The organism is Zooshikella ganghwensis DSM 15267 (assembly GCF_000428585.1).
GTDB lineage: Bacteria > Pseudomonadota > Gammaproteobacteria > Pseudomonadales > Zooshikellaceae > Zooshikella > Zooshikella ganghwensis.
This window is the reverse complement of the sequence record NZ_AUAF01000046.1, coordinates 1-23651: the sequence shown is the minus strand read 5'-3', so window position 1 is coordinate 23651 and position 23651 is coordinate 1. Positions and strand designations below refer to the sequence as shown.

General features: G+C 44.7%; 21 protein-coding genes and 1 pseudogene. 5 read left to right on the top strand and 17 right to left on the bottom strand.

Translation table 11 applies throughout. The features are described from left to right. Window positions 1-26 precede the first annotated feature (26 nt). The 5 genes from F607_RS0111940 to F607_RS0111920 are packed head-to-tail and all read right to left on the bottom strand — an operon-like array spanning window position 27 to window position 6810. The gene (locus tag F607_RS0111940) at window positions 27-1505 is read right to left on the bottom strand and encodes an AMP-binding protein (protein WP_051311384.1); all 1479 of its coding nucleotides are present in this window, start codon (window positions 1503-1505) and stop codon (window positions 27-29) included. Then, window positions 1493-2644, bottom strand: coding sequence for a hypothetical protein (locus F607_RS0111935; RefSeq protein WP_027708275.1), 1152 nt, complete (start codon window positions 2642-2644; stop codon window positions 1493-1495). Before F607_RS0111935 ends, F607_RS0111940 begins: the two co-directional genes overlap by 13 nt. Next, window positions 2644-3495 (bottom strand): 1,4-dihydroxy-2-naphthoyl-CoA synthase, encoded by an 852-nt coding sequence (gene menB, locus F607_RS0111930; protein WP_051311382.1) that lies wholly within the window; start codon window positions 3493-3495, stop codon window positions 2644-2646. The genes F607_RS0111935 and menB overlap by 1 nt, the downstream gene beginning before the upstream one ends. A gap of 41 nt (window positions 3496-3536) precedes the next feature. Further along, on the bottom strand, window positions 3537-5396 hold the full coding sequence (menD, locus tag F607_RS29385) for a 2-succinyl-5-enolpyruvyl-6-hydroxy-3-cyclohexene-1-carboxylic-acid synthase (RefSeq protein WP_084611223.1): 1860 nt from the start codon (window positions 5394-5396) through the stop codon (window positions 3537-3539). Further along, window positions 5362-6810: an isochorismate synthase gene (locus F607_RS0111920; protein ID WP_027708273.1), complete on the bottom strand. Its 1449-nt coding sequence runs from the start codon at window positions 6808-6810 to the stop codon at window positions 5362-5364. The genes menD and F607_RS0111920 overlap by 35 nt, the downstream gene beginning before the upstream one ends. A 115-nt stretch (window positions 6811-6925) precedes the next feature. On the opposite strand from F607_RS0111920, the gene F607_RS0111915 reads away from it, so the two are divergent. Beyond that, window positions 6926-7348, top strand: a complete 423-nt coding sequence (locus tag F607_RS0111915) for a hypothetical protein (protein ID WP_027708272.1) — start codon at window positions 6926-6928, stop codon at window positions 7346-7348. Here F607_RS0111915 and F607_RS0111910 read toward each other — a convergent pair. Together F607_RS0111910 and F607_RS0111905 are read right to left on the bottom strand one after the other, a co-directional pair. Continuing rightward, a complete protein-coding gene (locus F607_RS0111910; protein WP_027708271.1) occupies window positions 7329-7562 on the bottom strand; it encodes a recombinase-like helix-turn-helix domain-containing protein in 234 nt (77 codons plus the stop codon). The two genes, F607_RS0111915 and F607_RS0111910, sit on opposite strands and share 20 nt — an antisense overlap. A 72-nt stretch (window positions 7563-7634) precedes the next feature. Continuing rightward, window positions 7635-10592, bottom strand: coding sequence for a DUF748 domain-containing protein (locus F607_RS0111905; protein ID WP_027708270.1), 2958 nt, complete (start codon window positions 10590-10592; stop codon window positions 7635-7637). Window positions 10593-10918: 326 nt separating this feature from the next. Here F607_RS0111905 and F607_RS0111900 point away from each other — a divergent pair, with 326 nt between their 5' ends. The 3 genes from F607_RS0111900 to F607_RS34065 all read left to right on the top strand — a co-directional run bounded on the left by F607_RS0111900 (window position 10919) and on the right by F607_RS34065 (window position 12452). Further along, complete coding sequence (locus F607_RS0111900) at window positions 10919-11461, top strand: hypothetical protein (protein ID WP_027708269.1); 543 nt, start codon at window positions 10919-10921, stop codon at window positions 11459-11461. 129 nt (window positions 11462-11590) lie between these two features. Beyond that, the gene (locus tag F607_RS0111895) at window positions 11591-12202 is read left to right on the top strand and encodes a TetR/AcrR family transcriptional regulator (protein ID WP_027708268.1); all 612 of its coding nucleotides are present in this window, start codon (window positions 11591-11593) and stop codon (window positions 12200-12202) included. Window positions 12203-12314: 112 nt separating this feature from the next. Further along, complete coding sequence (locus F607_RS34065) at window positions 12315-12452, top strand: hypothetical protein (RefSeq protein ID WP_157365445.1); 138 nt, start codon at window positions 12315-12317, stop codon at window positions 12450-12452. Window positions 12453-12516: 64 nt separating this feature from the next. Here F607_RS34065 and putP read toward each other — a convergent pair whose 3' ends face one another. The 10 genes from putP to F607_RS29375 form a co-directional block, all read right to left on the bottom strand. Beyond that, window positions 12517-14007 (bottom strand): sodium/proline symporter PutP, encoded by a 1491-nt coding sequence (putP, locus tag F607_RS0111885; RefSeq protein ID WP_027708267.1) that lies wholly within the window; start codon window positions 14005-14007, stop codon window positions 12517-12519. Between the two features lie 312 nt (window positions 14008-14319). Next, entirely contained in the window at window positions 14320-17493 is a 3174-nt protein-coding gene (gene putA, locus F607_RS0111880) for a bifunctional proline dehydrogenase/L-glutamate gamma-semialdehyde dehydrogenase PutA (protein ID WP_027708266.1), read from the bottom strand. Between the two features lie 414 nt (window positions 17494-17907). Next, window positions 17908-18750, bottom strand: a complete 843-nt coding sequence (locus F607_RS32785) for an AraC family transcriptional regulator (protein ID WP_027708265.1) — start codon at window positions 18748-18750, stop codon at window positions 17908-17910. A 148-nt stretch (window positions 18751-18898) separates the two neighbouring features. Beyond that, entirely contained in the window at window positions 18899-19171 is a 273-nt protein-coding gene (locus tag F607_RS0111870) for a PilZ domain-containing protein (RefSeq protein ID WP_027708264.1), read from the bottom strand. A gap of 64 nt (window positions 19172-19235) precedes the next feature. After that, window positions 19236-19727, bottom strand: coding sequence for a GAF domain-containing protein (locus tag F607_RS0111865; RefSeq protein WP_027708263.1), 492 nt, complete (start codon window positions 19725-19727; stop codon window positions 19236-19238). 10 nt (window positions 19728-19737) lie between these two features. After that, window positions 19738-21117, bottom strand: a complete 1380-nt coding sequence (locus tag F607_RS0111860; protein ID WP_027708262.1) for a class II 3-deoxy-7-phosphoheptulonate synthase — start codon at window positions 21115-21117, stop codon at window positions 19738-19740. Between the two features lie 245 nt (window positions 21118-21362). Next, the gene (locus F607_RS0111855) at window positions 21363-21785 is read right to left on the bottom strand and encodes a VOC family protein (protein WP_027708261.1); all 423 of its coding nucleotides are present in this window, start codon (window positions 21783-21785) and stop codon (window positions 21363-21365) included. A gap of 9 nt (window positions 21786-21794) precedes the next feature. After that, on the bottom strand, window positions 21795-22487 hold the full coding sequence (locus F607_RS0111850; protein ID WP_027708260.1) for an aspartate/glutamate racemase family protein: 693 nt from the start codon (window positions 22485-22487) through the stop codon (window positions 21795-21797). Window positions 22488-22566: 79 nt separating this feature from the next. After that, a complete protein-coding gene (locus F607_RS0111845; RefSeq protein WP_027708259.1) occupies window positions 22567-22902 on the bottom strand; it encodes a glyoxalase/bleomycin resistance/dioxygenase family protein in 336 nt (111 codons plus the stop codon). Window positions 22903-22952: 50 nt separating this feature from the next. Next, window positions 22953-23408 carry an agmatine deiminase family protein gene (locus F607_RS29375; RefSeq protein WP_230400398.1) on the bottom strand — a complete coding sequence of 152 codons (456 nt, stop codon included), beginning with the start codon at window positions 23406-23408 and terminating at the stop codon, window positions 22953-22955. A 50-nt stretch (window positions 23409-23458) separates the two neighbouring features. Here F607_RS29375 and F607_RS29370 point away from each other — a divergent pair. After that, a pseudogene (locus F607_RS29370) lies at window positions 23459-23651 on the top strand (IS982 family transposase); the annotation flags it as partial.

The following is a 23651-nucleotide window of genomic DNA, read 5'->3' as shown; positions in this document are numbered from 1 at the left end:
ACTCAATCTCAGGTTTCTAGGGCCTGTTAACACTTAGCAATAAGTTCAAGCTGAAGCTGTGCCCATTTTTGTAATTGGCGCCTGCTCACTTTTAAGCCTTCAGCCTGCAGGTCTTCAGGCCATTCAAGCCAATAATCAGGCACCGAAAAGCTGGGAAGCTGATCAGTAATTGCTCGTTGCCACAACATTGGTTGCCAGTGACAAGCCGCTGAGACTTCAACTACTGCAGCAGGACGCTGACCAAACTCATCATCTGCGATAGCACATACCCATGCACGTTGAACGCCAGGCTGTTGATACAGTATGGACTCAATTGCCTCTGGCTGGATATTTTCACCCCCTGAAATAAACTGGGCATCGAGTCGACCTAATACTTTTAATTGTTTTGGTCGTAACGATCTCTCCACAGGGTGCCACTGACCTATGTCTCTGGTCGCAAACCAGCCATCCTTATTGGTTACAGATTTAATTTTTCCTTGCTGCCAATAACCAAGACATAAGGTTTCCCCCCTAACCCAAATTTCACCATTGTTATGCAGCCTAATCTGCCGATGAGGTAAACACTTACCAGCTTGTTGACTACCACCTTGCCAACGTCCCAGAGTTACCATAGCGGTCATTTCAGTCAGCCCATAACTCATCCAGCTTTGAATAGATGCAGGTAAAGCCGCTAATAATGAGTCAGGTACAGGCCCTCCGCCCATGATAATAGTCTTTAATTGCCCTGAGTCACTGGATAACCCCTGTGTTAATAAACGCTGCAGCTGGGTTGCTACCAGTGAGCTATGCGTAATTGGCATCTGCAAGTACACCGCTAACTGATGAGCCTTATCAGTTGCAATGGCTAAGGCAGCACCTGCCAGCCACACGCGCCATAACGTTGCTAAGCCACCCACATGGTATAAGGGCAGCGAAAGCAACCAGCAGTCGCTTGCTTGCAAGGGTAGTTCCGCTAGGGTTCCCAAAGCACTCGCCCAATAATTGCGCAAACTATGAGCAACGACTTTAGGCTCACCAGTGGAGCCTGAGGTAAATAACAGCGTCACTGGCTGATTTTCTTTACCAAGAGCAATTGGCAAGTTTTGGCTTTCATCTCTTTGCCACTCCGCTGAATGATCAGGAAAAGTGACTTGCAGGAGAGGTACTTGTAAAACATCTGCTGTAGATTCAGGAAAGGCAAAACACGCATCGACCTTGCCAGCAAGATGTGTGGTGGCACCTGCAGAGATAGCTGGATTTAATGGAATGACTACTGCCCTGCAACGCCATAATGCCAAAAGCAAAATCACCTGTTGCAATGAGTGACCCAGTTGGATAACAACCTGACCACCAGGAGCAACCTGTTGCACTAGCTGCCGTTGAACAGCAGAGACAATGTGGTCAAAAGCTGAGTAGCTTAGTACTGCTTCATGCTGAAGGTAAACGGCAGCACGGTCAGGGTGATGAATCGCTTGAGCACGAACAGGGCAAAAAAACATGTCTCTCTCTGAAGCTACTGAGTCCATATCAGCTCCTGACTGGCTGCAGGTAAAGCCCCTGGTGAACTAAGGCAACTCCACATTCTAGGCGTACGCTCAAGCTTGGCCTGCATCAGCTGTAAGGTATCCAATCCTGCCCAGGCTAACCCTGGCAGCTGAGTAGCAAACCACTCCAGCTGACTAATACCTAAACTACTCTCAAACGCAGAACTTAACACCACAGACTTGCCTGCTTTTGTAGCCAACTCAGCCCACTGCTGGGTTTGCCATAAACCACCCAACAATGCAGGTTTTAATACAACTGTCGACAAACCTTCATCGTGCCAGCTTGCTTGCTCTGCAAATACTAGACTCGTCGTGGCTGAAGCCCCCCGCTGGTCATTACTTTGTGTACATTCTGCTGAAGTATGAATAGTGGCCTGTAAAGTTTCATCCCAGGCATAAGCTACGCCACTTCGTTGAAAGAACTCACTTAGCTGTCTATTACGGCTTAGTGGCTCCTCAAAATAAAACACTTGCAGGCTATCGACTAAGTTCACCGAATCATCAAGGGCCATCGCCTGGTTACCATCTAAGCAAAGCACTAATGCTGAAGAGATTTGCTTTGTTAAAGACAGCAACTGCACTCTTGTTGCTTGCCAAGGTTCATGGCCGACTTTCACTTTAATGGCCTTTATAGGGTCTTCCCCTTCAATCGACCAATCATTACTGAAGCATCTAGCACCTTTATATTTTTCCGCTAATAACCACTCAGGCAGATCGGTGATCAATGCACAACGGGGAATAATAGCTTTATTACCAATAGAAAGTGGCTGCTGACGCACCAGTTCAAGCCAAGCGGCTTCCAGCCCCATCCTACAACTATTGGGGACGGGAGATGAGTGCCACTGATAGAAACTTGGCTGCTGTAACCAGTCCCAGTATTGAGGAATACACTTATTTAACCAACAGCTTAAGTGCTCTACTAACCAGGCCTGGCAAGCACTTAAATCCATATCACTAAAGCCAGCCAGTGGTGCCACTTCGCCTTGCCCACAAAAGCCATCCGAATCCCAAATGCTAACCAGTAATCCTTCACGAAAGTGATTTTGATTGGCAAAGGGCTTAGTTCCACTTAAAGGAATCTGGTAACGGCTCAAGCAAATACGACGAATGCACCTGGCCATTAGGGCTTACGTTTAAATTTTGTAAACGCTGGAGGACGCTTCTCTAAAAAGGCATCTCTTCCCTCTTGTGCTTCCTCTGACATATAAAACAACAGTGTGGCATTACCCGCTAACTCCTGAAGACCAGCCTGCCCATCACAGTCCGCATTTAATGCAGCCTTCAAACAGCGTAATGCCATCGGTGAATTTTCTAGCATTTGCTGACACCATGCGACGGTCTCTTTTTCAAGTTCAGCCAACGGCACCACATGATTCACCAAGCCCATAGACAGTGCTTGCTGTGCATCGTATTGACGGCATAAAAACCATATTTCCCGGGCTTTCTTTTGACCAACAATACGAGCTAAATAACTTGCTCCATAGCCTCCATCAAACGAGCCTACTTTTGGACCCGTTTGACCAAAACGAGCATTGTCAGCGGCAATGGTTAAATCACACACCAAGTGCAGTACATGGCCTCCTCCTATGGCATAACCGGCGACCATAGCGACCACTGGTTTTGGACACGTGCGGATTTGCCGTTGTAAATCCAGCACATTTAAATGCTGTGTACCTCCACTATCTGCATAACCATATTCCCCTCTTACCCGTTGATCACCCCCTGAACAGAAAGCCAGATCACCCGCACCAGTGAGAATGATGACGCCCACTGCCTCGTCATAACGAGCATGATGAAAAGCTTGCTGCAACTCCTGTATTGTCTGCGGGCGAAAGGCATTTCTGACTTCAGGCCGGTTAATGATTATCTTGGCAATACCCCCTGCGGTTTGGTAAACGATATCCTGAAATCCATAATCTTGGGTTTGCCAGTCCATTACTTGCTCAATACGAGATGTCACCAACTCAGTCATTAATTACTCTTCCTACACAATATTTCAAAACAAATAGCTATTTATTTCGCTGTTACATTTGAATCAGCCTGGTTAAACCAGCGATTGCAACATGCTTCAACTGACTTCCTCAATATCTGCAGCTGCTGATACGCTTGTTCATTAACCGTATTAATTTCAATCAACGTTGATGTCTTACGATTGAGAGCTGCTTGATAATCATGCTTAAAGTCAGCAACTCGCTTAGGGTTACAGTAATCCATTGAAAACAATTTGGCCGCGGCTTGAAAGCGAACACCATGAGCGGCAGTAAAGTAATCCTGCCGAACTTGCTGCATTAAAGGAAAATGATGAAAAATGCCACCGCCATCATCATTCAGCACAATCACGATTAAAGTACTATTAAGTTGCTTAAGTAGCAGTAGCGAGTTCAAATCATGCAATAATGATAGGTCACCCAAAAATAACGTCACTGGCTTACCTGAGCCTTGCGCCACTCCAGCAGCCGTCGCCAGCAAACCATCAATTCCACTTGCCCCCCGGTTCGCAAACAGCTGCCAGGTAGATCGGCTTCCCATAACGGCATCCAATAAACGAATGGCCATACTATTGCCCGCAAAAAGAATACCTAACTCAGGAAGATCATCTTTAAGAATTACCGGAATAGCCAATGCAGATATAGGATCATCTTCTTGTGGGAGTTGCTGTAAAACAGTCCTGGCTAGCGGCTCTCTGAATTGCTGTAACGTGTTCAGCCAAGAGGATGGCGTACGAGGCAATAATTGTTGAATAAACTGCTTACACCAAACTTCAGGTAATGCCTGTACACGAAAATTAACCCTATGGTTTGGATCATGACGATCTAAAGATGAAGCAATAAGCCAGTAATTGCCCTCATACTGTTGCAAATAGTTGAGTAACGCCTTAGCGATAAGGTGTGTACCAAACTGAAACACAACACTGGTCTGCCCTAACCAATCCTTTACAGCAGGATGCCCCAGCCAAAGACTATGCTGAGGCAACAGCAAGGGATGCTCACCTATTAGGCCAATAGCTTGCACATCAGCAATTACTGGCCACTGTAAGTGTTCTGCCAATACCATAATCGCTGCAACATCAGCAGAAGTAAGTCCAGCCCCTAAAACGACAAGACCATATTGACTGGACATCATTTGCTCAGCCGATGCTGCAGATTCAACTTCACGGCTTTCCAGCAATCCAGATATTTCATCGCAGAGTGTCTTATTAAAGCATTGAGTGTATTGCGTATAAGGTTGGGTACTTGTTAACCAGCGAGAGAGTGGCTGTAAAACGACATCGGCAGAAAATGTATTGTCCGCTGAGCTGTCTGTTTCATCCGCATAAAGGGGCTCACGAAGTGACCAATTCAAGTGGACTGGCCCTTGCTGGCTACTACTCATCGCTTGAGCCACTAATACATCCATTGTCGAAAGCACAAATGCAGGATTCACTTCTACGGTTGGAACTGGCAGTTGTGCCTCATACTGGAGATAAGTACCAAATATTCCTGGTTGCGGTATTGCCTGATTAGCACCACAGCCTAGTAATTCAGGGGGGCGATCAGCAGTTAGTACGATCAGTGGTGTGTGAGTCATAGCAGCTTCCACCACTGCGGGTAACAAGTTGGCAACAGCTGTCCCCGAGGTAGTGATGACTGCAACAGGCTGCCCAGTAGCTTTTGCTAGCCCCAAAGCAAAAAAGCCTAACCCTCGCTCGTCAGGGTGCACATGCACCTTTATTTGTGGCACATGCTGTAACTGCAACACCAAAGGCGCTGAGCGAGACCCCGGCGCCACACACACATGTTCAACTCCTAGGCGGTACAACTCTTGTAATGCAAGCCATGCCCAACAAGCACTGATACTATTAAAACTGGGCAATCGCATTATCGGTTGCTGCATGCTGCATATACTCCATAAACTGCGAAAGTTTTTGATCTAACTCTTGCCACTCTTGGCTCGCCACAGAACCATCAACCAGCCCAGCACCGCTGAATAAATCAACCAAATAGTGATAACTCTGCTCAGGCTGTGTGCTTTTGTCACCACATCTGTTATTGGCTTTTCGATGCACGTGGGCACTGCGAATTGTGACACAAAATTCGGCCTGATTTCTGCTCCAAAAACCCAGCACTCCTGCATACCAGCCGCGGGGATAAGTTTCTAACTGACTGATCATTTGCTCAGCAGCAGCAGCAGGGAAACCTTTTACAGCAGGTGTTGGGTGTAATGCTGTCAGGATATCGGCAACACTCGTGCTAGGTAAAAGCTGAGCCTTAATCGGCTGAAATAAGTGATGTATATAAGGTAGTGTTTTTACACTTAACGGACCCAGGGTTTGCTGACTGACAAGCAGTGCCAACTGCTGTTGTATAAATTTAACAACCCACTGATTCTCTTGCTGTAACTTAGTACTTTCAAACAAGGCATTGCTGTACTGTATGTCTCTCTCAGGATCTGCATGTTTGGCCATAGAGCCAGCCAACGCTTCTGTAGTTAACTCTTTATTGTCAAGACTAAACAGCTGTTCTGGGGAGCAGCCCACGAACCCTTCGCCAGGACGTAAGCTTAAACAAAATGGATAATTCAAGTGCTGCTGACTAGCCTGCCACATTGCTAGCAGTTGCCAGGGTGTGACTTGCTGATTGAAGATCAAACGTCGCCGTCGGCTCAAGACTACTTTATCGCACTGACCTTTCTTAATCGCCGCTAAACTCGCCCTAACCTGCTGCTGCCATCTTTTGGCATTCGGCTCATCATGCAGGTGAACATAACGGGGTAATGAGGCTTGCTCCTGCATGGTCCAACACAGACATGAAACCAGCTTACGCAGTGCTTGTTGTTTGATAGGCCATTGCTCAGCATGTGTTAAGTAAGTTTGGAATACCAGATGCTGTTGACCACCCTGTGCTTCCAGGGACAGACTGGGTAAAAAAAACAGTGCGCCAGGAAAATCTTGCCAGATCTGGGCCTGATCAAAGCCAGCACCTCCCCAGTACTTCGGGGTACCATCACCTATAACAGGGCAGGCTAACCGTTGCTCTACCCGCGCATTTAGCTGGCTAACCAGTCCTCTGTCCTTAAGTGTGTCAGCACTATCCAAAGCCGCTACTGTGAGTTTATGCTCTCGCTGCTGCCAAAAAAGTTGAGGCACAACAGACTGAGCCGCTAACCAGCTTGGCCACTGTGTAACATCAGAGTTTATAGGGAGCCTTACACGACAGATGATGGGCCAGGATGTGCCTTTTATACAGTAGGTGTTAACCAGTTTTTCCAGCTTAGCTAAGCCGCCCTTTACAGTCTGGCAATCAATCATAAACTTCTTCGTTCCAACCTTTACCCAAAAGACCTGCACAATTTACACATTCACTTATATTAAAGCTTAGTGCTACACTGCAGATCCGTATTTCACGAAGTTTTCAGTACTTGTTATGGCAACAAATGGCTTATCCGCTCAGCAATGGTTAAATGCGAACCAAGCTCACCTGACACCCATCAAGGTGATGAAGATACGCGAAAATATTTTGAAAAAGCTACAGACATTAGCAGAGGATAGCGGTGAAACAGCAGGCTTAATTGAAGCATTAGATGTGATTGATAGCTGGCTGCAGCTTGCTGCTACACCAGAGCATCAAAAACCAAATCAACATAATACTTCATCCCATGAACCAGTATTACCCACTGGCAACGAAAAGTGGGATTTAACGCCTCTTATTCCTGAGGTATCAAGCAAACAACAGGCTCTCTCAGCAAACCAAAAGCAACAAGCTTTTACTGAACTACTCAAAAATAACCCCTACCCTTTATCAGAAACAGAAACCCCACACTCCAACACTAGTGAAGGGCAATCTTGAGGCGCTGACACTCAGCAACCAGCATTTCATAATGCCAAGGCTGCCCATCCGGAGAAGTCACTGCTTGCTCATTTAACTTTTGACATACCTGCTTGATATTGTGATGTTTCTTTAGCAAGCGTTGGATGGCATGCCTCCGCTGCTCATCCACTTCAGCCGCATGCTGATCTGACTTCGCTGAACGCTTTTTAACTTCCACTTTCAGGTCTTTCATTTACTTATCCTTGTGTTTTATGCCAAAAATCATCACTAATACGTACACACCTGTCGATACACATCAGGTGCCTTACTTTTCACCAATGACTTGCAGTCCCAGTAGCGTAGGGATGGTATTATCCTTATCTGGCTTCATCAGCGTGTTGACCTCTAGCAACGCAACTCGCTCCTTCGCTAAACCATACTGATCAATAAGAAAATCAGCAATAGCTTGAGCCCGCCTCTCAGCCAACGAACGTATAGTGATTGGTGGTACAGGTATTTTAACCACTAGCTGCTCAGCTAACTGTTGAGCATCCTGTGTAACTTGTTTTGCTAATGACTTAATACGCCCCTGTTCAAGCCAGGTCTCATACAACCCTATGAGCGCCTCCTGCCGTTGTAAGGTAGTCAATTCAAATGCTTCTTTTCCTAGGGTTTCTGCCAGTTTAGGGTTCTGTTTGAGGTAAGTTTGCTGAAGTTGTTGCTCCAGCAACTGAAACGCGATTGCTTTACTATCCAGCAACTCATTGGCCTGTCCAGTAATTGTTAATTGCAGTTTAGGGCGTTCTTGAAGCGCTTTGACTAGCTGATGCAATCGATCCTGAAATGCTGGTGCTATTTCATAGCTTCCTGGCTTAAAGTCCAGCTGTTGAATATCTTCAGAACCTTCTGGCAACAACCCTGCAAGTGCCGTAAATGGAGAGGTCACTACTTTAGTAATATTGCTAAAAAGTGCTTTTAGGATCAACCCACCATAACTGATGTCTGGCTGGGATAAATTGCCTTTCACAGGCAAGTCCAGATCGATATTTCCGCGGCTGTCTTTTAACAGGGCAATACCCAGCTTAAGAGGTACATCAACAGCTTCGGGGCTGTTAACCTTTTCGCCCAAGGTTAACTGCCGGATCACAAAACGATTGTCCGCTACCAACTGGTTATCCTTTACCCGGTAGTGTAAATCAGCCTGCAAACTCCCGGACTTAATCGCGTATCCTACAAACTGTCCTGAATAAGGCGTAAGACTGCGCAGTGGCAACCGCTCAAAATGCATTTTTAAGTTGGCTTGCTGATGGAAATTGAGCGGGAGGAACTCACCTGAAATACTCACGGGTGACTGTTTTTCAACCTGTCCACTCAAATCAATTTTTGCCAGCTTTGGCTGCTGAGTATCAATCGGACCAATGTATCCTGAAAGCTTTTCTACATCACTGGCAAACTTTCTCACCAAAGACTCATCACTAAAATGCATTTTTCCATTAGTGATGGCCAACCGCTGTAACGAAAAGGCAAACTCTGACTTACTCCCTGTATTTTTCTTTTCGCCACTTGCTTTTTTCTCGCCAGCAGTCGTTTGTTGTTCATCTTCTGAGGCCAACTGCAGTAAATTCAACTTACGCTGACGATTAATTTGCATATCAATAAATGGCTTGGTAAGCGCCAACTCATTAATGGTCAAAGCCAACGGTTGCATAGAAAAATTAAGTTGATCCCCTTGCAGTGATTGCCAGGAGAGTAAGCGTTGATTCTTCAAGTTAGCAAGCTGTAAATCTGAAACTACCAGTGTACCTTGAACTTTCCAGGCATCAGGCTGCTGTAAATTACCGATAATGCGTAGCTCACTTCCCAGCTGACCACTGTTGACCTTTAAGCGCCGAACCTTGATATAAGGCGATGCAACCGCAAGTCCTAACTTGGCAACGTTGAGTTGCCAATGAGTAGCACCCGACTTCAGGTTAAGCTCACCTTGAGCTGAAACATCACCTGAAGGCATGAGCTGACTACTGACGGAAATAGTGATGGGCTTATTAATGTCACTGGATATCCCTTTTACAGAAGCATTTGCCAAACGAAATTGATGATCAACAGCAGGTGTAATCTGTTGATTCTGAAGGTGCAAATTTCCTTTCGATACCTGAATATCTGCCACTTGCCACTGCCAAGGTGTTGTTTCAACAGGCTCATCAGGTGCTGCAGGAAAAAAGGGCAAGTCTTTGGGTTGACCATCTTGTCCCAACGTCAATCGGAGCTCTGGACCTGAGACCTGAATACTGGGAATCAACAGTCGCTGTTTACTTAAGACCAGCTCCAGATCTTTCACCATTGCTTCTGTTAAAGATGCAGCCCAGGCTGCTGTTGTTATCACAGCAATATCTTGAACTGCAATCTTTTTAGCTTTTGCTGTCAGCCCAGACTTAGGATGCCAGGTTAGACCAGCATCCCACATCAGTTTGCCTTTATTAATTTTAAGATTTGAACCCAACGATGACAGCCATGGCTGTATAAAACCAAGGTTAATATCTTGCCCCTGAACCTGTAGCTTAGCCTGTTGTTCGGCAATATTCGCGTTACCAGAAGCGGTTACTAAGCCACCCGTATCCAGGGTTGATGTCAGTGATAGTGCTGTTGATTGACCAACTTGGGTGCTCACATTGTGGAGTGATAAGTTAATATCATCCACCGTCACATCCTTGCCTTGCTTCAGGCGTTGATCTCGATAAATCACTTTACCTTCTGTTATTGCGATCTTATCAATAAGCACATTGGGCAAAGCTGTCGTATTTTTAACACTTTCTTTTTTATCTGACGTTAAATGTTTATCTTCTTGTGATGATTTACTTTCTGGTGCGAGCTTCATCCAGTTAAGCTGGCCTGAAGTATCAATGTCCACTAAGGCATACGGCTGCTGTAAGCTAATTGATGACAATCTTACTTGCCCGGTGATAAGAGGCCACACATCAACGTTAAAATCCAGAGCATCAAAGCCAGCCTGTTTAATAGACTTTGCCTGAGGGTTTGGTTGATACTCCAGCGTCATATCATGCACTGAAACTTGCAAAGTAAAAGGGTTAATGGCTAGTTTGTTGAGCTTAATTTGATAGTCAGGCTTATCGGCAAGCATCCAGTCAAATATGTCAGATGCAAAATAAGGTATTACCAAGCCGACAGTAGCAGCATAGCCTGCATATATCCCCCCCCCAATTAGTAGCCAGCGACGCCCGCGCCGAAAAAAAGGACGATCTTTTTTTTGCTCGGTATTTTCAACCATAACCATCGCTCAAAAAAATTTATAACAAAAGGCTAAATATACTAACACGCTACATTAGGAAAATAACCAGACCAATCATGTCTACTCATTGGCAAAAGCAAAGGTCATCACTGAACGAGTGTACAACTGACGCTGCACAATTTTTTTTCATTACCTTCACTATTTGTAAAGACAACAGGTGTTTCAGGACCATATTTTGATCCTAACAATTAAAAACATCCAGCAGTATTCAGTCTAGAGCTGATGCAAAAACAGTCTAAGCCCTGACGATAGCGAGACTAATACTTATATTTAAGGGAGAATCACTTAACAAGGGTTGTGACACTATGAAACGACTTTACTATTTAGCCGATAACATTGACGATGTTGAACGTATTTCAGAAGACTTACATGCTGAAGGTATCACCAACTGGCGTTTCCACGTTTTAAGTCGAGATGATGCGGGCCTGTATAACCACCAGCTCCATGCGGCAAACCCAATACAGCGCTGCGATATGATTCATCGTGGTGAACAAGGTGCGATGATTGGCTTATTAGCTGGTTGCTTCGCAGGCTACTTTGCTCTCCAGCTCACACCAACCGGCAGCGATATCCACTGGATGACATTCGTGGCAGTGATAGTGCTATTTACAATGTTTGGTACCTGGGTTGGTGGCCTCGCAGGACTCTCTCATGAGAACTATAAAATTAGTCAGTTTCATGATGCCCTGGACAGTGGTAAATATTTGATTATGGTTGATGCACGACGTCACGAAGAGCCTAGAGTTCGTGCCAATATGAATCAATATCACCCTGAGGCTAGCTATGTAGGTGTCGACTCTGTTTTCACCAACCCTCTGGCGCACCTTCATCCTACTAATCATCTTTGAGCGCATTGCGATCCACAGGACTAAGCCTGAGCTGTTAAAGCAGCATTGCTCACTACTAGACATTCAATGTGCTCGGTGTCAACATGTGTCGTACTTTATAAAAAAGCAAATCTAAGGTTGTCGCGACACATGCAAAAACCTTCTTATCACCACGGTAACCTAAAAGCAGCTTTACTTTCTGTGGCCCTTGACCACGTTCGACAGTATGGCGCAGATAAAGTCAGTCTTAGAGCACTGGCGCGTGACTTAGGAGTTTCTCAAACTGCACCTTATCGCCACTTTGCAGATAAAGATGCACTGCTCGCTGAACTTGCCGCCGAAGGTTTCAATTTACTAGCACATGCTCTACAACCCGCCACCCAAACCGCTCAGCAAGATCCCATTCTGGCCATGGAGCAAGCTGGTGTCAGCTATGTCAACTTTGCGCTTACTCATCCAGAACATTATCGCTTGATGTTTGGTAGTGCCCACTTCCATGAAAAATGCTTTCCTGGGCTGGATCGCACCACGGAGCAATCCTACGATGCCATCTTGCAAATCATTGAGGCAGGCATTAGCCAGAGTGTATTTCGCAATACCGCTACGGAGTTATTAGCGCTAAGTGCCTGGTCTACTGTCCATGGTTTAGCATCATTGCTTATTGATGGGCTTATTGACCAAAGCTGTGTCGACGATAAAGAGCAGCTTATGAAAGCCATTGCCAATACGCTTATGCAGGGCATTTTAACTCACCCTGCTTAATACACTTATCAACTTATTAAAGCAGTGTTTCTTTTAAAGGCCTATGCTAAACAAAAAGCACCTCTGTTAAGTCCTCCGTGCTTATTAAGTCCTTCAGTTTACTCGCTAGCTCATGGCCAATAAAAAATATCAATGGTTGGAAAAGTTAAATGATATTGAACATCAAATTGGTGATGTTTTGCTGTGGGTTATTGCCATTGGAGCGATACTCTGGCCTTGCTATGTATGGTTAAAAGGAATTGCAGAGTAGTAACAAAAAAATAAGGCGGCACCTGCCGCCCTATTTCATCAAGCCAACAATGTTTTTAGTAAACTTACATTGTATCCAAGCTTGCCTTCATTTTTTCAAACTGTTGATTAATTTCCTCTGATGGCTCATCTGTGGCTAAGGTGACACCAATAATAGCTACCAGTGAAAGAATAATACCTGGAATGATTTCATATAAATCAAACCAACCACCTTCAAACTGTTTCCATACCACTACGGTCAAGCCACCTACAATAATACCTGCCAATGCACCAGGCAAATTCATGCGCTTCCAATACAGGGAGAGAACCAATGCCGGCCCAAATGCAGCGCCAAAACCAGCCCAAGCGTATGAGACTAAATCAAGTACTTTGCTGTTTTCATCCAACGCAAGTAATGTCGCTACTACGGCAATACTTAAGACGGCAATCCGGCCAATAAGCATCACTTGTTTTGGACTTGCATCTTTTTTGACAATCGCTTTATAAAAGTCTTCGGCCACTGCTGATGAGCACACTAAAAGCTGGGAATCAGCCGTACTCATAATGGCGGCTAAAATAGCGGCTAATAAAATACCTGCAATTACAGGATGAAATAGCGCATTCACCATCACCATAAAAACAGTTTCTGAGTCACCGATTGTTTGCTCCATGCCAGTTCCAGCAAAACCAACTAAGGCTGCACCAAACAAGCTTATTGCTGTCCAGCTAACGGCAATTCTTCTTGCTGTTGGAATTTCTTTATTCGCACGAGCCGCCTTAAAGCGCGCAAGAATATGAGGTTGCCCAAAATAGCCTAACCCCCAGCCCAGCAAACTAAGGACTGCAATGAGTGAAAGCGGATCACCCTTAACATCATTAAACAAGGTCAAAAGCTCTGGGTTTTTCGTCTTAACGGCGGTAAGGGTTGCCTCAAGCCCGCCATTGGTTTGAATAGCAATGACTGGCACAATCAGTAATGCAGCAGCCATCAGGAGACCTTGCACCAGGTCCGTCCAGGACACGGCTAAAAACCCACCAAATAAGGTATATGAAACAACACACACCATGCCAATCAATACCGCCCATGTATAATCAACCCCAAAAACCTGATTGAATAGTTTGCCACCAGCGACTAATCCAGAGCTGGTATAAAACAAGAAAAAGAGCAAGATAAATATGGCACAAATCACTTGCAGCAAGCTGGTGCGATCTGCAAAACGGTTTGAGAAAAATTCAGGTAACGTTAATGAGTTGTTGGCGATAATACTGTAGGTGCGCAACCGACGAGCCACAATTAGCCAATTAAGCCATGTGCCCACCAACAAGCCTATTGCTAGCCAGGCTGACTCCATCCCGGATGCAAAGGCATAACCGGGTAACCCTAGTAACAACCAACCACTCATATCCGAAGCCCCTGCACTTAATGCAGCAGGCCATGGGCCTAATGAGCGTCCTCCCAAAAAGTAATCCGTAGAATCTGCTGTTTGCCGATAAGCCCACCAGCCAATCAACAACATACCTACGAGGTACACTAAAAACGTTGAGGTAATAATTACGTTATTTACTGCTTCTGACATCAAGTTAAACCCCACTACTGGTAGTGTCTTCCGACACGTTATTGTTATTCTCCAAAAAGCATCCCAGCTAATCCAGAGCATTGCTGTCGTAAAATCCACGGGCAAAACGAGTTGCTCACTTCACTCGTGCTAATTTATTAGCTCCTTGCTCACTCTTGTTATGAAATCAACCCTGGATCAACGCTGACCAGAGGTTGATTAAGCACTGCGCCAATTAAGACAGCAGCGATAAAAACCTACAGCCACTTTTGGACTGCTCAGGCATTTTTAAAAAAGAAAAGGCGCGAGTCTACACTGACCCACGCCTAAAGGCTACACGCTCTCGGTACCCAGTGACAATAGCGTCGCATTGCCACCCACTGCAGTGGTATTAACCGTGCGCGTGCGTTCTGTAGCAAATCGATAAAGATAATGGGGGCCTCCAGCCTTGGGACCTGTTCCAGATAACCCTTGTCCACCAAATGGCTGTACCCCTACAACAGCACCAATTTGGTTACGATTAATATACACATTACCAATGCGTACTCTGCGATCAATATACTCTGCTGTTGCTTCGTTTCGGGTATGAATGCCCAGTGTCAGTCCATAACCCGCCTGGTTGATTTGCTCTAGCAACTGATCAAGCTCTTGAGCCGCATAAGTCACTACGTGCAAAATCGGCCCAAAGTTTTCCTTCTCCAACTGAGCCATCGAATTAATTTTGAAAGCAACAGGTGCAACGAAGTGGCCTTTTTGAGCAGAAGGCAAGGCCCCCTCAGCAATAACCTCAGCCTCTTGCTGCATTTGTTCAATATGCCTAATCAGTAGTTGTCTGGCATCGCTGTCAATTACTGGACCAACATCAGTGGATAATGCACTCGGATCACCGACTTTTAACTCAGCCATCGCCCCTGCCAACAGTTGCAGTATGCGTGGTGCCACGTCTTGCTGCACAAATAACACCCGCAGTGCAGAGCAACGCTGCCCGGCAGACGCAAATGCTGATTGCACAACATCTCGAACCACCTGTTCAGGTAGTGCAGTGCTATCCACAATCATGGCATTCTGACCACCGGTTTCAGCAATAAAAGGAATTATCGCCCCCTTCCGTGCAGCCAGTGTCCGGTTTATGGCTTGAGCCGTTTGGGTAGAGCCGGTAAAGACCACCCCTCCTATTCGCTCATCCGCAACGATTTTGGCACCAACTGTTGCTCCATCACCTGGCAAGCATTGAATAACATTACTGGGTATACCGGCTTGCAGTAACAGTTCAACAGCCCGATACGCGATCAAGCTAGTTTGTTCCGCAGGCTTTGCAATCACTGTATTGCCTGATACTAATGCAGCAACAACCTGCCCCATAAAAATAGCCAGTGGAAAGTTCCAAGGGCTAATACAGACAAAAACACCTCGACCTTGCCAGTACAAGTGATTACTTTCTCCCGTAGGGCCAGGCATCACTTGCTCAGCACCAAACATTTGCTGCCCCAACAGCCCATAGTAGCGGCAAAAGTCAACGGCTTCTCGAATCTCATCAATACTATCTTGGATAGTCTTACCTGCTTCTCGATGACAGAGTGCAATCAACTCAGCCATATTCGCTTCCAGCAAATCAGCAACACGCTGCAAACAAGCAGCACGCTCAGAGACTGGCGTGATATTCCAACTGGCCCAACTGTCATAAGCCACTTGCACAGCCTCTGTAACTTGCTCATCCGTAGCCCATGAAACACGACCAACCTTATCGTCAGAATTGTAAGGACTGACAACAGGTTCTACGTTCTTATCAAGCAACGGCTTACCATTGATTAATGGACCTGCTTGCCACTGGTGATGCATAAAAGTCTGTCGTTGCTCTGCCAATGGTTGCCACTCGGATTGAATAGCAATGTTGAAGCCTTTGGAGTTCAGGCGTTGGCTACCGTAGAGATGAGATGGCAGAGGAATGCGGTTATTGGCGACACAGGCGTACTGCTGAATTTGTGCTACTGGATGTTTAACCAGTTCAGAAACGGGGGTTCTGGCATCCACTAAACGGTGCACGAAAGATGAGTTAGCCCCATTTTCTAACAATCGACGTACCAGGTAGGGCAATAAGTCTTTGTGTGCACCTACAGGTGCATAAATTCTCACACTCTGCTTATAGTTGGTAATAACAGTATTATACAGCGCATCGCCCATACCATGCAGCCGCTGGAACTCGAACTCTTTGTGAGTTGCCATAGTTAACACGCTGGCTACAGTATGCGCATTATGACTGGCGAACTGAGGGTAAATGAGTCCTCTTAAGTGCCCTTCCAATAAAAAGCGCGCACAAACCAAATAGGAAATATCAGTCGCTTCTTTACGAGTAAAAACCGGATATCCAGCTAACCCCAGTTGTTGACAGTGCTTGATCTCACTATCCCAGTAAGCACCTTTCACCAAGCGAACGGGTATGCAATCACGCTGTTGCTTCGCTAATGATGCAAGCCAGGCTAAAGCCGGTAAAGCACGCTTAGAATAAGCCTGTACGACTAACCCCAACTTGCCCCAACCCTGGCTTACCGGATCTCGATAAAGCTTCTCAAACAACTGCAGTGATAGCTCTAAACGATCAGCCTCCTCAGCATCAATGGTAATGGCTACATCATGCTCACGAGCCAGAGTAATTAATGAACGTACTGTCTCAAATAATTCAGTTAATACCCGCTGTGAGTGAGTTGGTTCATAACGTGGATGAAGTGCCGACAGCTTAATAGAAATAGAAGGGCGTGGTGTCGTACCTTCACTTTTATAATTATCTTTGCCAACAGCCGCTATCGCCTGCGCATAATCATCATAATATTTTTTAGCATCAGTCTGAGTGAGCGCTGCCTCACCCAACATATCAAAAGAATAAGTGAACCCTTTGTCCCTGGGCTTATAGCTGTTCTTTAACGCTTCTTTTATAGAACGCCCCAGCACAAAGTGCTTGCCCATGATTTTCATAGCTTGGTGCATTGCCTGCCGCACCACGGGCTCACCTAAACGGTTAACTAATCGATTAATGACATTAGTGGGCGCACCATCAATTTGGCTATCTAGCGTAACAACCTTCCCTGTCAGCAATAACCCCCAAGTCGACATATTGACTAACACAGAGTCACTTTTCTTTAAGTGACCCTTCCAGTCGGCCACGCTCAACTTATCTTTAATCAAGGCATCAGCAGTCTCTGCATCAGGAATACGCATCAAAGCTTCAGCCAAACACATCAGCAAAATGCCTTCTTGCGTATCCAGGCTGTACTCAAGCAAGAGGGCATCAATCATATGAATAGCATCATCTTGAGCTCGAACCTGCTCAATTAACCGAGTGGCTTGTTCAGTGACTTTTTGAAGTTGTTGGGCATCAGGTTCAGCTTCAGCAATAAGCTGTTGTACATAACCTGTTTCATCAACTGCATAATTTTGGCTGATGAATGGCCATAAGGTTTGTGGTTGTTGCTGAATAAAGGCTGGATCAAATACCTGTTTGACCGGAAACATACACCCTCCCCGACAGCCTGGTCACAAACCATCGGGCAATAGGCAAACTCACCCCAAACACAAAGGATGGTTTTCTCTGCAGTTACCCTATATTGGCGATAGGTGGCGTGCTAGGCTGTACAAAAAAATGCTTTGTTTGTTATCAACCCCTGACCCGAGTTGTTAATTGTTATGAGCCAAGGTTCCAAAAAATAAAGCGATGGTTTTAAGTGTTATACCCACAGCAAAGAACAGCCTCCACAGGGTATAACTGTTGTTATTAACCCAAATGTAACGTCAGGAAGGTTACAGGTCTTACAAAAAACTATGATTTTTTTGTAAAAAACTCTGATTTAGAACAATGCATTTCTTAAAATTGCATTTTTAGCTGATTTTTAACGCAGCACTTGCAAGCAAAATAGTTTTTCGACAGCCTCACATAGAGGGACAAGCACCATGACTCCACTTACGCAACTGGCCTGGGGTTTGTCCCGTCTTCTGTTTTAATGCATGAGTCAGAGCACTCTGACTAGAGAACCCTGCCTGTTGCGCAATATCAATGAGAGACAAAGAGGTTGTAGTAAGTAACGCCTTAGCACGTTGAATTCGCAGTTGAGTAACATATTGATGAGGGGTCAATCCTGACTGAGCCTTGAATACTGCATGAAAGTGGCTCGGGCTTAAACAAGCTTGACGTGCAAGCTGGATAATTGAAATCTTTTGATGTAAATGACGTTCCACATAACTTTCAAGCCGGCAAAAGTCGAGAGGGGCATTAGGTAATTTGCTGTTTGATGCGTTAATACCTAATTCACTATTGTATTTTACCAATGGACCCACACAGGTTTTCACATTGGCAATTGACTGAATGCGCTCGCCTACCGCCAGCATGAAACTGACAGCCAAGTGCTGTGCCAATACAGTGTTATGAGGAAAACGCTGAACTTCTCGTGCAGCAACGTGAATCAGTTGTCTTAACTCAGGATCCAGCTCAAAATAGCCTGGTTGATTAAATAAACGCTCTACAATTTCTGGCGAAATATGACTAGACGAACCATTTAAAGGAATGTTCACCACCCATATACGGTTTTCACCACACCCACAAAAGTAATGGGAGCAGTCTGAAGGAACCAGGCAACCTTTACCTGAATCAACCCAACTACCTTTACCCGCAATTTCAAACTCAGTAGTACCTTCAAGACCAACAACAAGTTGATGAAAAGAGTGCTGATGCCGTTTACTTTGCTGCGGCAGACTCATAACTTCGACTGCATGCATTGTGCTACACCCCACGCAGAATGAGGATCATTTTTCTTGTACGTTTATTCTGGGCGAGGATAGCTCGCTGCACATGACAATGCAACGACTGGATTAATGCAGGATAAAGTAGTCCACATCATAGAAAGATTAAAGAGGCGTCAAGAAGCTAGTCACGATCTTTATTAATCATACGCAATCCAAAACCATTGTCGGTATGACGCACAACTTCCATTTGTAAGCGAGGGGCATCACCTCCAGGTAAACCAACAACCTGAATATCTACCACTGTTCCCAACTCTGGAAAAAAGTCGTCTGCAAGAAGAAATACCCCACCATCGGAAATATCTTGAGTTTTTAGACGCTTAGAATCACCTTCTGGTATGGTCACTTCAACAACAAACGTTACTTTTGTGCGGTCAGTACGCCGTTTTTCCGTCATAGGTTATTGAGACCCCAATACAACTACTCCATAGCTAAGCACAAGCCCTGCCATATCTCCAGTTTTAGGACCATTTATTTAAAAGTAAATCCGCTATGGACTGCAGCCCCACAGCATCCTCCTGATCAAAACGTGCCAGGCTTGGACTATCAATATCTAATACTCCACGACAGTTTCCTTGTTTATCAAATAGCGGTATAACCAGCTCACTACGTGATGCACTATCACAAGCAATATGTCCAGGAAACTGCTGAACATCTGCAACAACCTGAGTTGTTCCTTTCGCTACAGCTGTGCCACACACCCCCTGTCCAACAGGTATCCGGTTACACGCAGGTTTACCTTGAAAAGGCCCTAAAACCAGTTCTTTATCAGATAAAAGATAAAAGCCAGCCCAGTTTATATCGGCTAATTGCCAAAACAGTAAACTACTTAAGTTAGCAAGGGATGAAACCAAGTCATCATCCCCCTCAAGCAGACCTGCAGCCAAAAGCTGCAGGTCATTATAAAAAGCCGGTTTTTCCATATCAGACAGCGGGTCTGCTATCTCAATCATTAGCTCACCTTTACCCGTTAGTTTTTGAGCCGTTAAGATAATACTGCCGACACTCTTTTAGCGTTTCTGAAATAAGAAATGCTAACTCCAGCGCTTGATCTGCATTTAACCGAGGATCGCAATGTGTATGGTAACGATCGCATAATCCCTCTTCGGTAATCGCTTGGGCACCACCTATACACTCAGTAACATTTTGCCCTGTCATTTCAAAATGAACGCCTCCAGCATAAGTGCCTTCAGCCTGATGCGCGGCAAAGAAGTGTTTAACCTCAGCCAATATGTCATCAAACGCACGTGTTTTGTAGCCTGTCCCTGCTTTAATGGTATTACCATGCATAGGGTCACAGCTCCACAACACTTGCTTTCCTTCTTTTTGGACTGCCTGGATAAGTCGTGGCAAGTTCTTTTCAACCAACCCCGCTCCCATCCGCACGATGACATTGATTCGGCCTGGCTCATTGGCTGGATTCAATGTATCTAATAAGGTAATAAGATCGTCAGTGTTGGTCGTAGGCCCTGCTTTTATTCCAATCGGGTTATGTACCCCTCGTAAAAACTCCACATGGGCACCTTCAACTTGTCGGGTACGATCACCAATCCATAACATATGCGCAGAACAGTCATACCAGTCACCCGTTAGGCTATCCTGACGAGTAAGCGCTTCTTCATAATTCAATAAAAGTGCTTCATGTGAAGTGTAAAAATCTGTCTCACGAATAGATGATGTGTTATGACTTGAAATACCACAGGCCGCCATGAACGCAAGCGCCTCATCAATACGGTCAGCAAGATGTTGATAACGCTCACCTTGACTGCTGTTAGCCAAAAACCCTAAATTCCAACGATGTACCTGATGTAAGTCTGCCAAGCCTCCTTGGGCAAACGCACGTAATAAGTTTAGGGTCGCAGCAGATTGATTGTATGCACGTACTAAGCGGTGAGGATCAGGGGTTCTTGCTTCTGCGGTAAAATCAATACAGTTAATAATATCACCACGATAACTTGGCAGTTCAACACCATCAATCACTTCTGTACCTGCAGATCGAGGTTTAGCAAACTGGCCCGCAAGCCGTCCAACTTTAACCACCGGACAAGCAGCGGCAAACGTCAGTACCACTGCCATCTGCAACATCACTTTGAAAGTGTCTCGAATATTTGTCGCATTAAACTCCGCAAAGCTTTCCGCACAATCGCCACCTTGCAATAGAAATGCCTTACCTGCAGTCACATCCGCAAAATGTTGGCGTAACTGTCGTACTTCACCTGCGAACACTAGTGGAGGCATTTGAGCCAGGTTTTGCTCAACCAGGTTTAGTGTATTTTGATCGGGGTACGTTGGTTGTTGCTGGATAGGGAAGTTTCTCCATCCGGAGGGAGTCCACTGCTTCATAAATAATTACTTGCTCACTTAAATTGCAATCATTACCCAATAATCGATTTTCAAAGCTAATAACAGTTTAATACAAGCCCTTAGTGAGCAGCATAAAACAGCACTATAAAAGTACACACTTTTCATAACACTTTTACCTGTTTTTATTAATACTTTGCAGTAAAAGCTTTAAACTGTATACATCACTAAGGGTCTTCATCCAAGATATCCACCATCTATAAGGTGTATTATTTGGTAAGCTCAGATTATGCAAGGTTAGTATAGTCTTCGCAAATGTTCTTTGAGTGTAGCTGCTCAATAAAACCAGCCTCATCGCGAATACTCACACGGTTTCCATCTGGATCAACGATATTAATAACTAACCCCCATTCATGTTCGACAATGCTTGCATTTGCATCATAAGCTCTAACATTATCTAACGCTGCCTGAATATCTTTTACATTGAGCCTGAGTTTGGTCGCACTTTCTTCAACTGACTTTCCTTCGCGCTTTGCAACGCCTTCCGTTTCAATCATTAAATAAGCGGTACCCAATGCCAAGCACGTCAGTCGAAAATTTCCATCTACCTTTTCAAACATTAAGGGCAAGTCGAATAATTCACGATAAAATGCTACACATTCATCATAGTTTTCTGTGTTTAGAATAATACCATAGCGCTCAATATCCATATCTGCACCTTATGATAACGCGATATTTACTGCAAAGTCGGCATGAATACGAGTGGTATCAAACAGTGTAACTTGAGTATCACTCTGTTTGACCAGTAAGCCTATCTCTGTACAGCCCAAAATAACACCTTCAGCACCTTGCTCACTTAACTTATCAATAATATTTAAATAAGCCTTTTTGGATGCTTCTGAAACCTTTCCTTGGCACAGCTCTTGATATATAACCTGATGTACAATTTGCCTATCCTGGTCATTTGGCGTCAGTACATTTAACCCGTACTTTTCGTGCAAACGACCTTTATAAAAAGCATCTTCCATAGTAAAAGCCGTACCAAGCAACCCTACCGTTTTAATATCTTGAGAAACAAGTTTTTTAGCCGTTGCATCTGCAATATGTAATAATGGGACTGCTATTTTACTTTCTATATAAGGTGCTACTTTATGCATAGTATTTGTACAAATTATAATAAAGTCAGCCCCTGCAGACTCAAGACAGATGGCTTTTTCTGCCAGTAAGTGAGCTGCCTCATCCCATTTGCCGGTATGTTGCAACCTCTCTAGAGGTGCAAAGTCAATACTGTATAAAATAATTTCTGCCGAGTGTAACCCACCTAATTTTGATTTAACTGTATCATTTATGCGCTGATAATAGCTGGCAGTACTTTCCCAACTCATCCCTCCTAACAGCCCAATTGTTTTCATCATTCAATTCACCTATTTGACCCAAAATATGCGCAGCGTATTTCAACGTTAATTATAAAAAAATATTTAACGTATTGAGCTATATTCCTTCTTCAGCTATTGAACGATCAACTTGAATAAACTCAATAGGTGCACCATTTTCTTCAATAAAAGCAACGATAACTCCTGGACTCGGGCTATTAGGTTTGATGATCACATTTTTCCCTTCAATTGCAGCACTAAGATCTTCAACCTCAAAGGCAACATGGGGTAGCTCTTTTACTATATCTGGAAAGTTTGCATCTTCGTCATACCTTACCCATTCGATTCCATATTCATTCTTCCCATAGCCACTTACATACATTTTTAAATGAGGTAAATATTTTTCATCTGGTAGTTTTTGCTTTGTAGGAATACCTAAATGGTGATACTTCATAAAAAAACATTCCTGTTCTTCAAGTCATAGATACGAACAATAGTTTCTTTTTAAACATAAGGTTCCTGTTGTGTAGTACAGTGAATACTGCCGCCCCCCGCCGCAATACCATCAATATTTATCTGTTCTATCGTTCGCTCTGGAAATACTTCCTGTAGAGTTTTTTTAGCAGCTTGATCTGCAGCTTTATCACCAAACCCTTGCATAATAACTGCACCATTACATAAGTAAAAACCAATATAGCCTGCTGCAAAATCCTCTGACGCGTATTCCTCACGAATTGTCATTGGTCCTTCTAGCGTAAGCACCTTCAGTGGCTTACCTTGTGCATCCTTAGCAGCACGTAGTAACTCTAAATGACGTTTTGTGACGTCATAATCAAATGAGTGAGGATCAGGATCATAGCCCGCTAATACTACTCCAGGTTTTGCAAAACGAGCGTAAAAGTCTGTATGTCCATCAGTAATATCACGCGATGCTCGACTTTTATTAGTTTGAAATGACAACCCCTGACCCCAACCTTTGTTTTGCCGAAACAAATTCAAAGGGACAGGGGATGTCAGTAGAAGAGTTTATCATAGCAGTTTATTGCTGGGTTGATGATACCTTTAATGATTTACTTAAAGGCCAGCGATTACGTGACCGAGGGACTATGCCTTCCCTTTCTGATCCTGAAGTGATTGCAATGGAGCTCATCGGCGAGTTTTTTGGGCTAGATGAAGATACACATATCTGGCGGTATTTTCGCG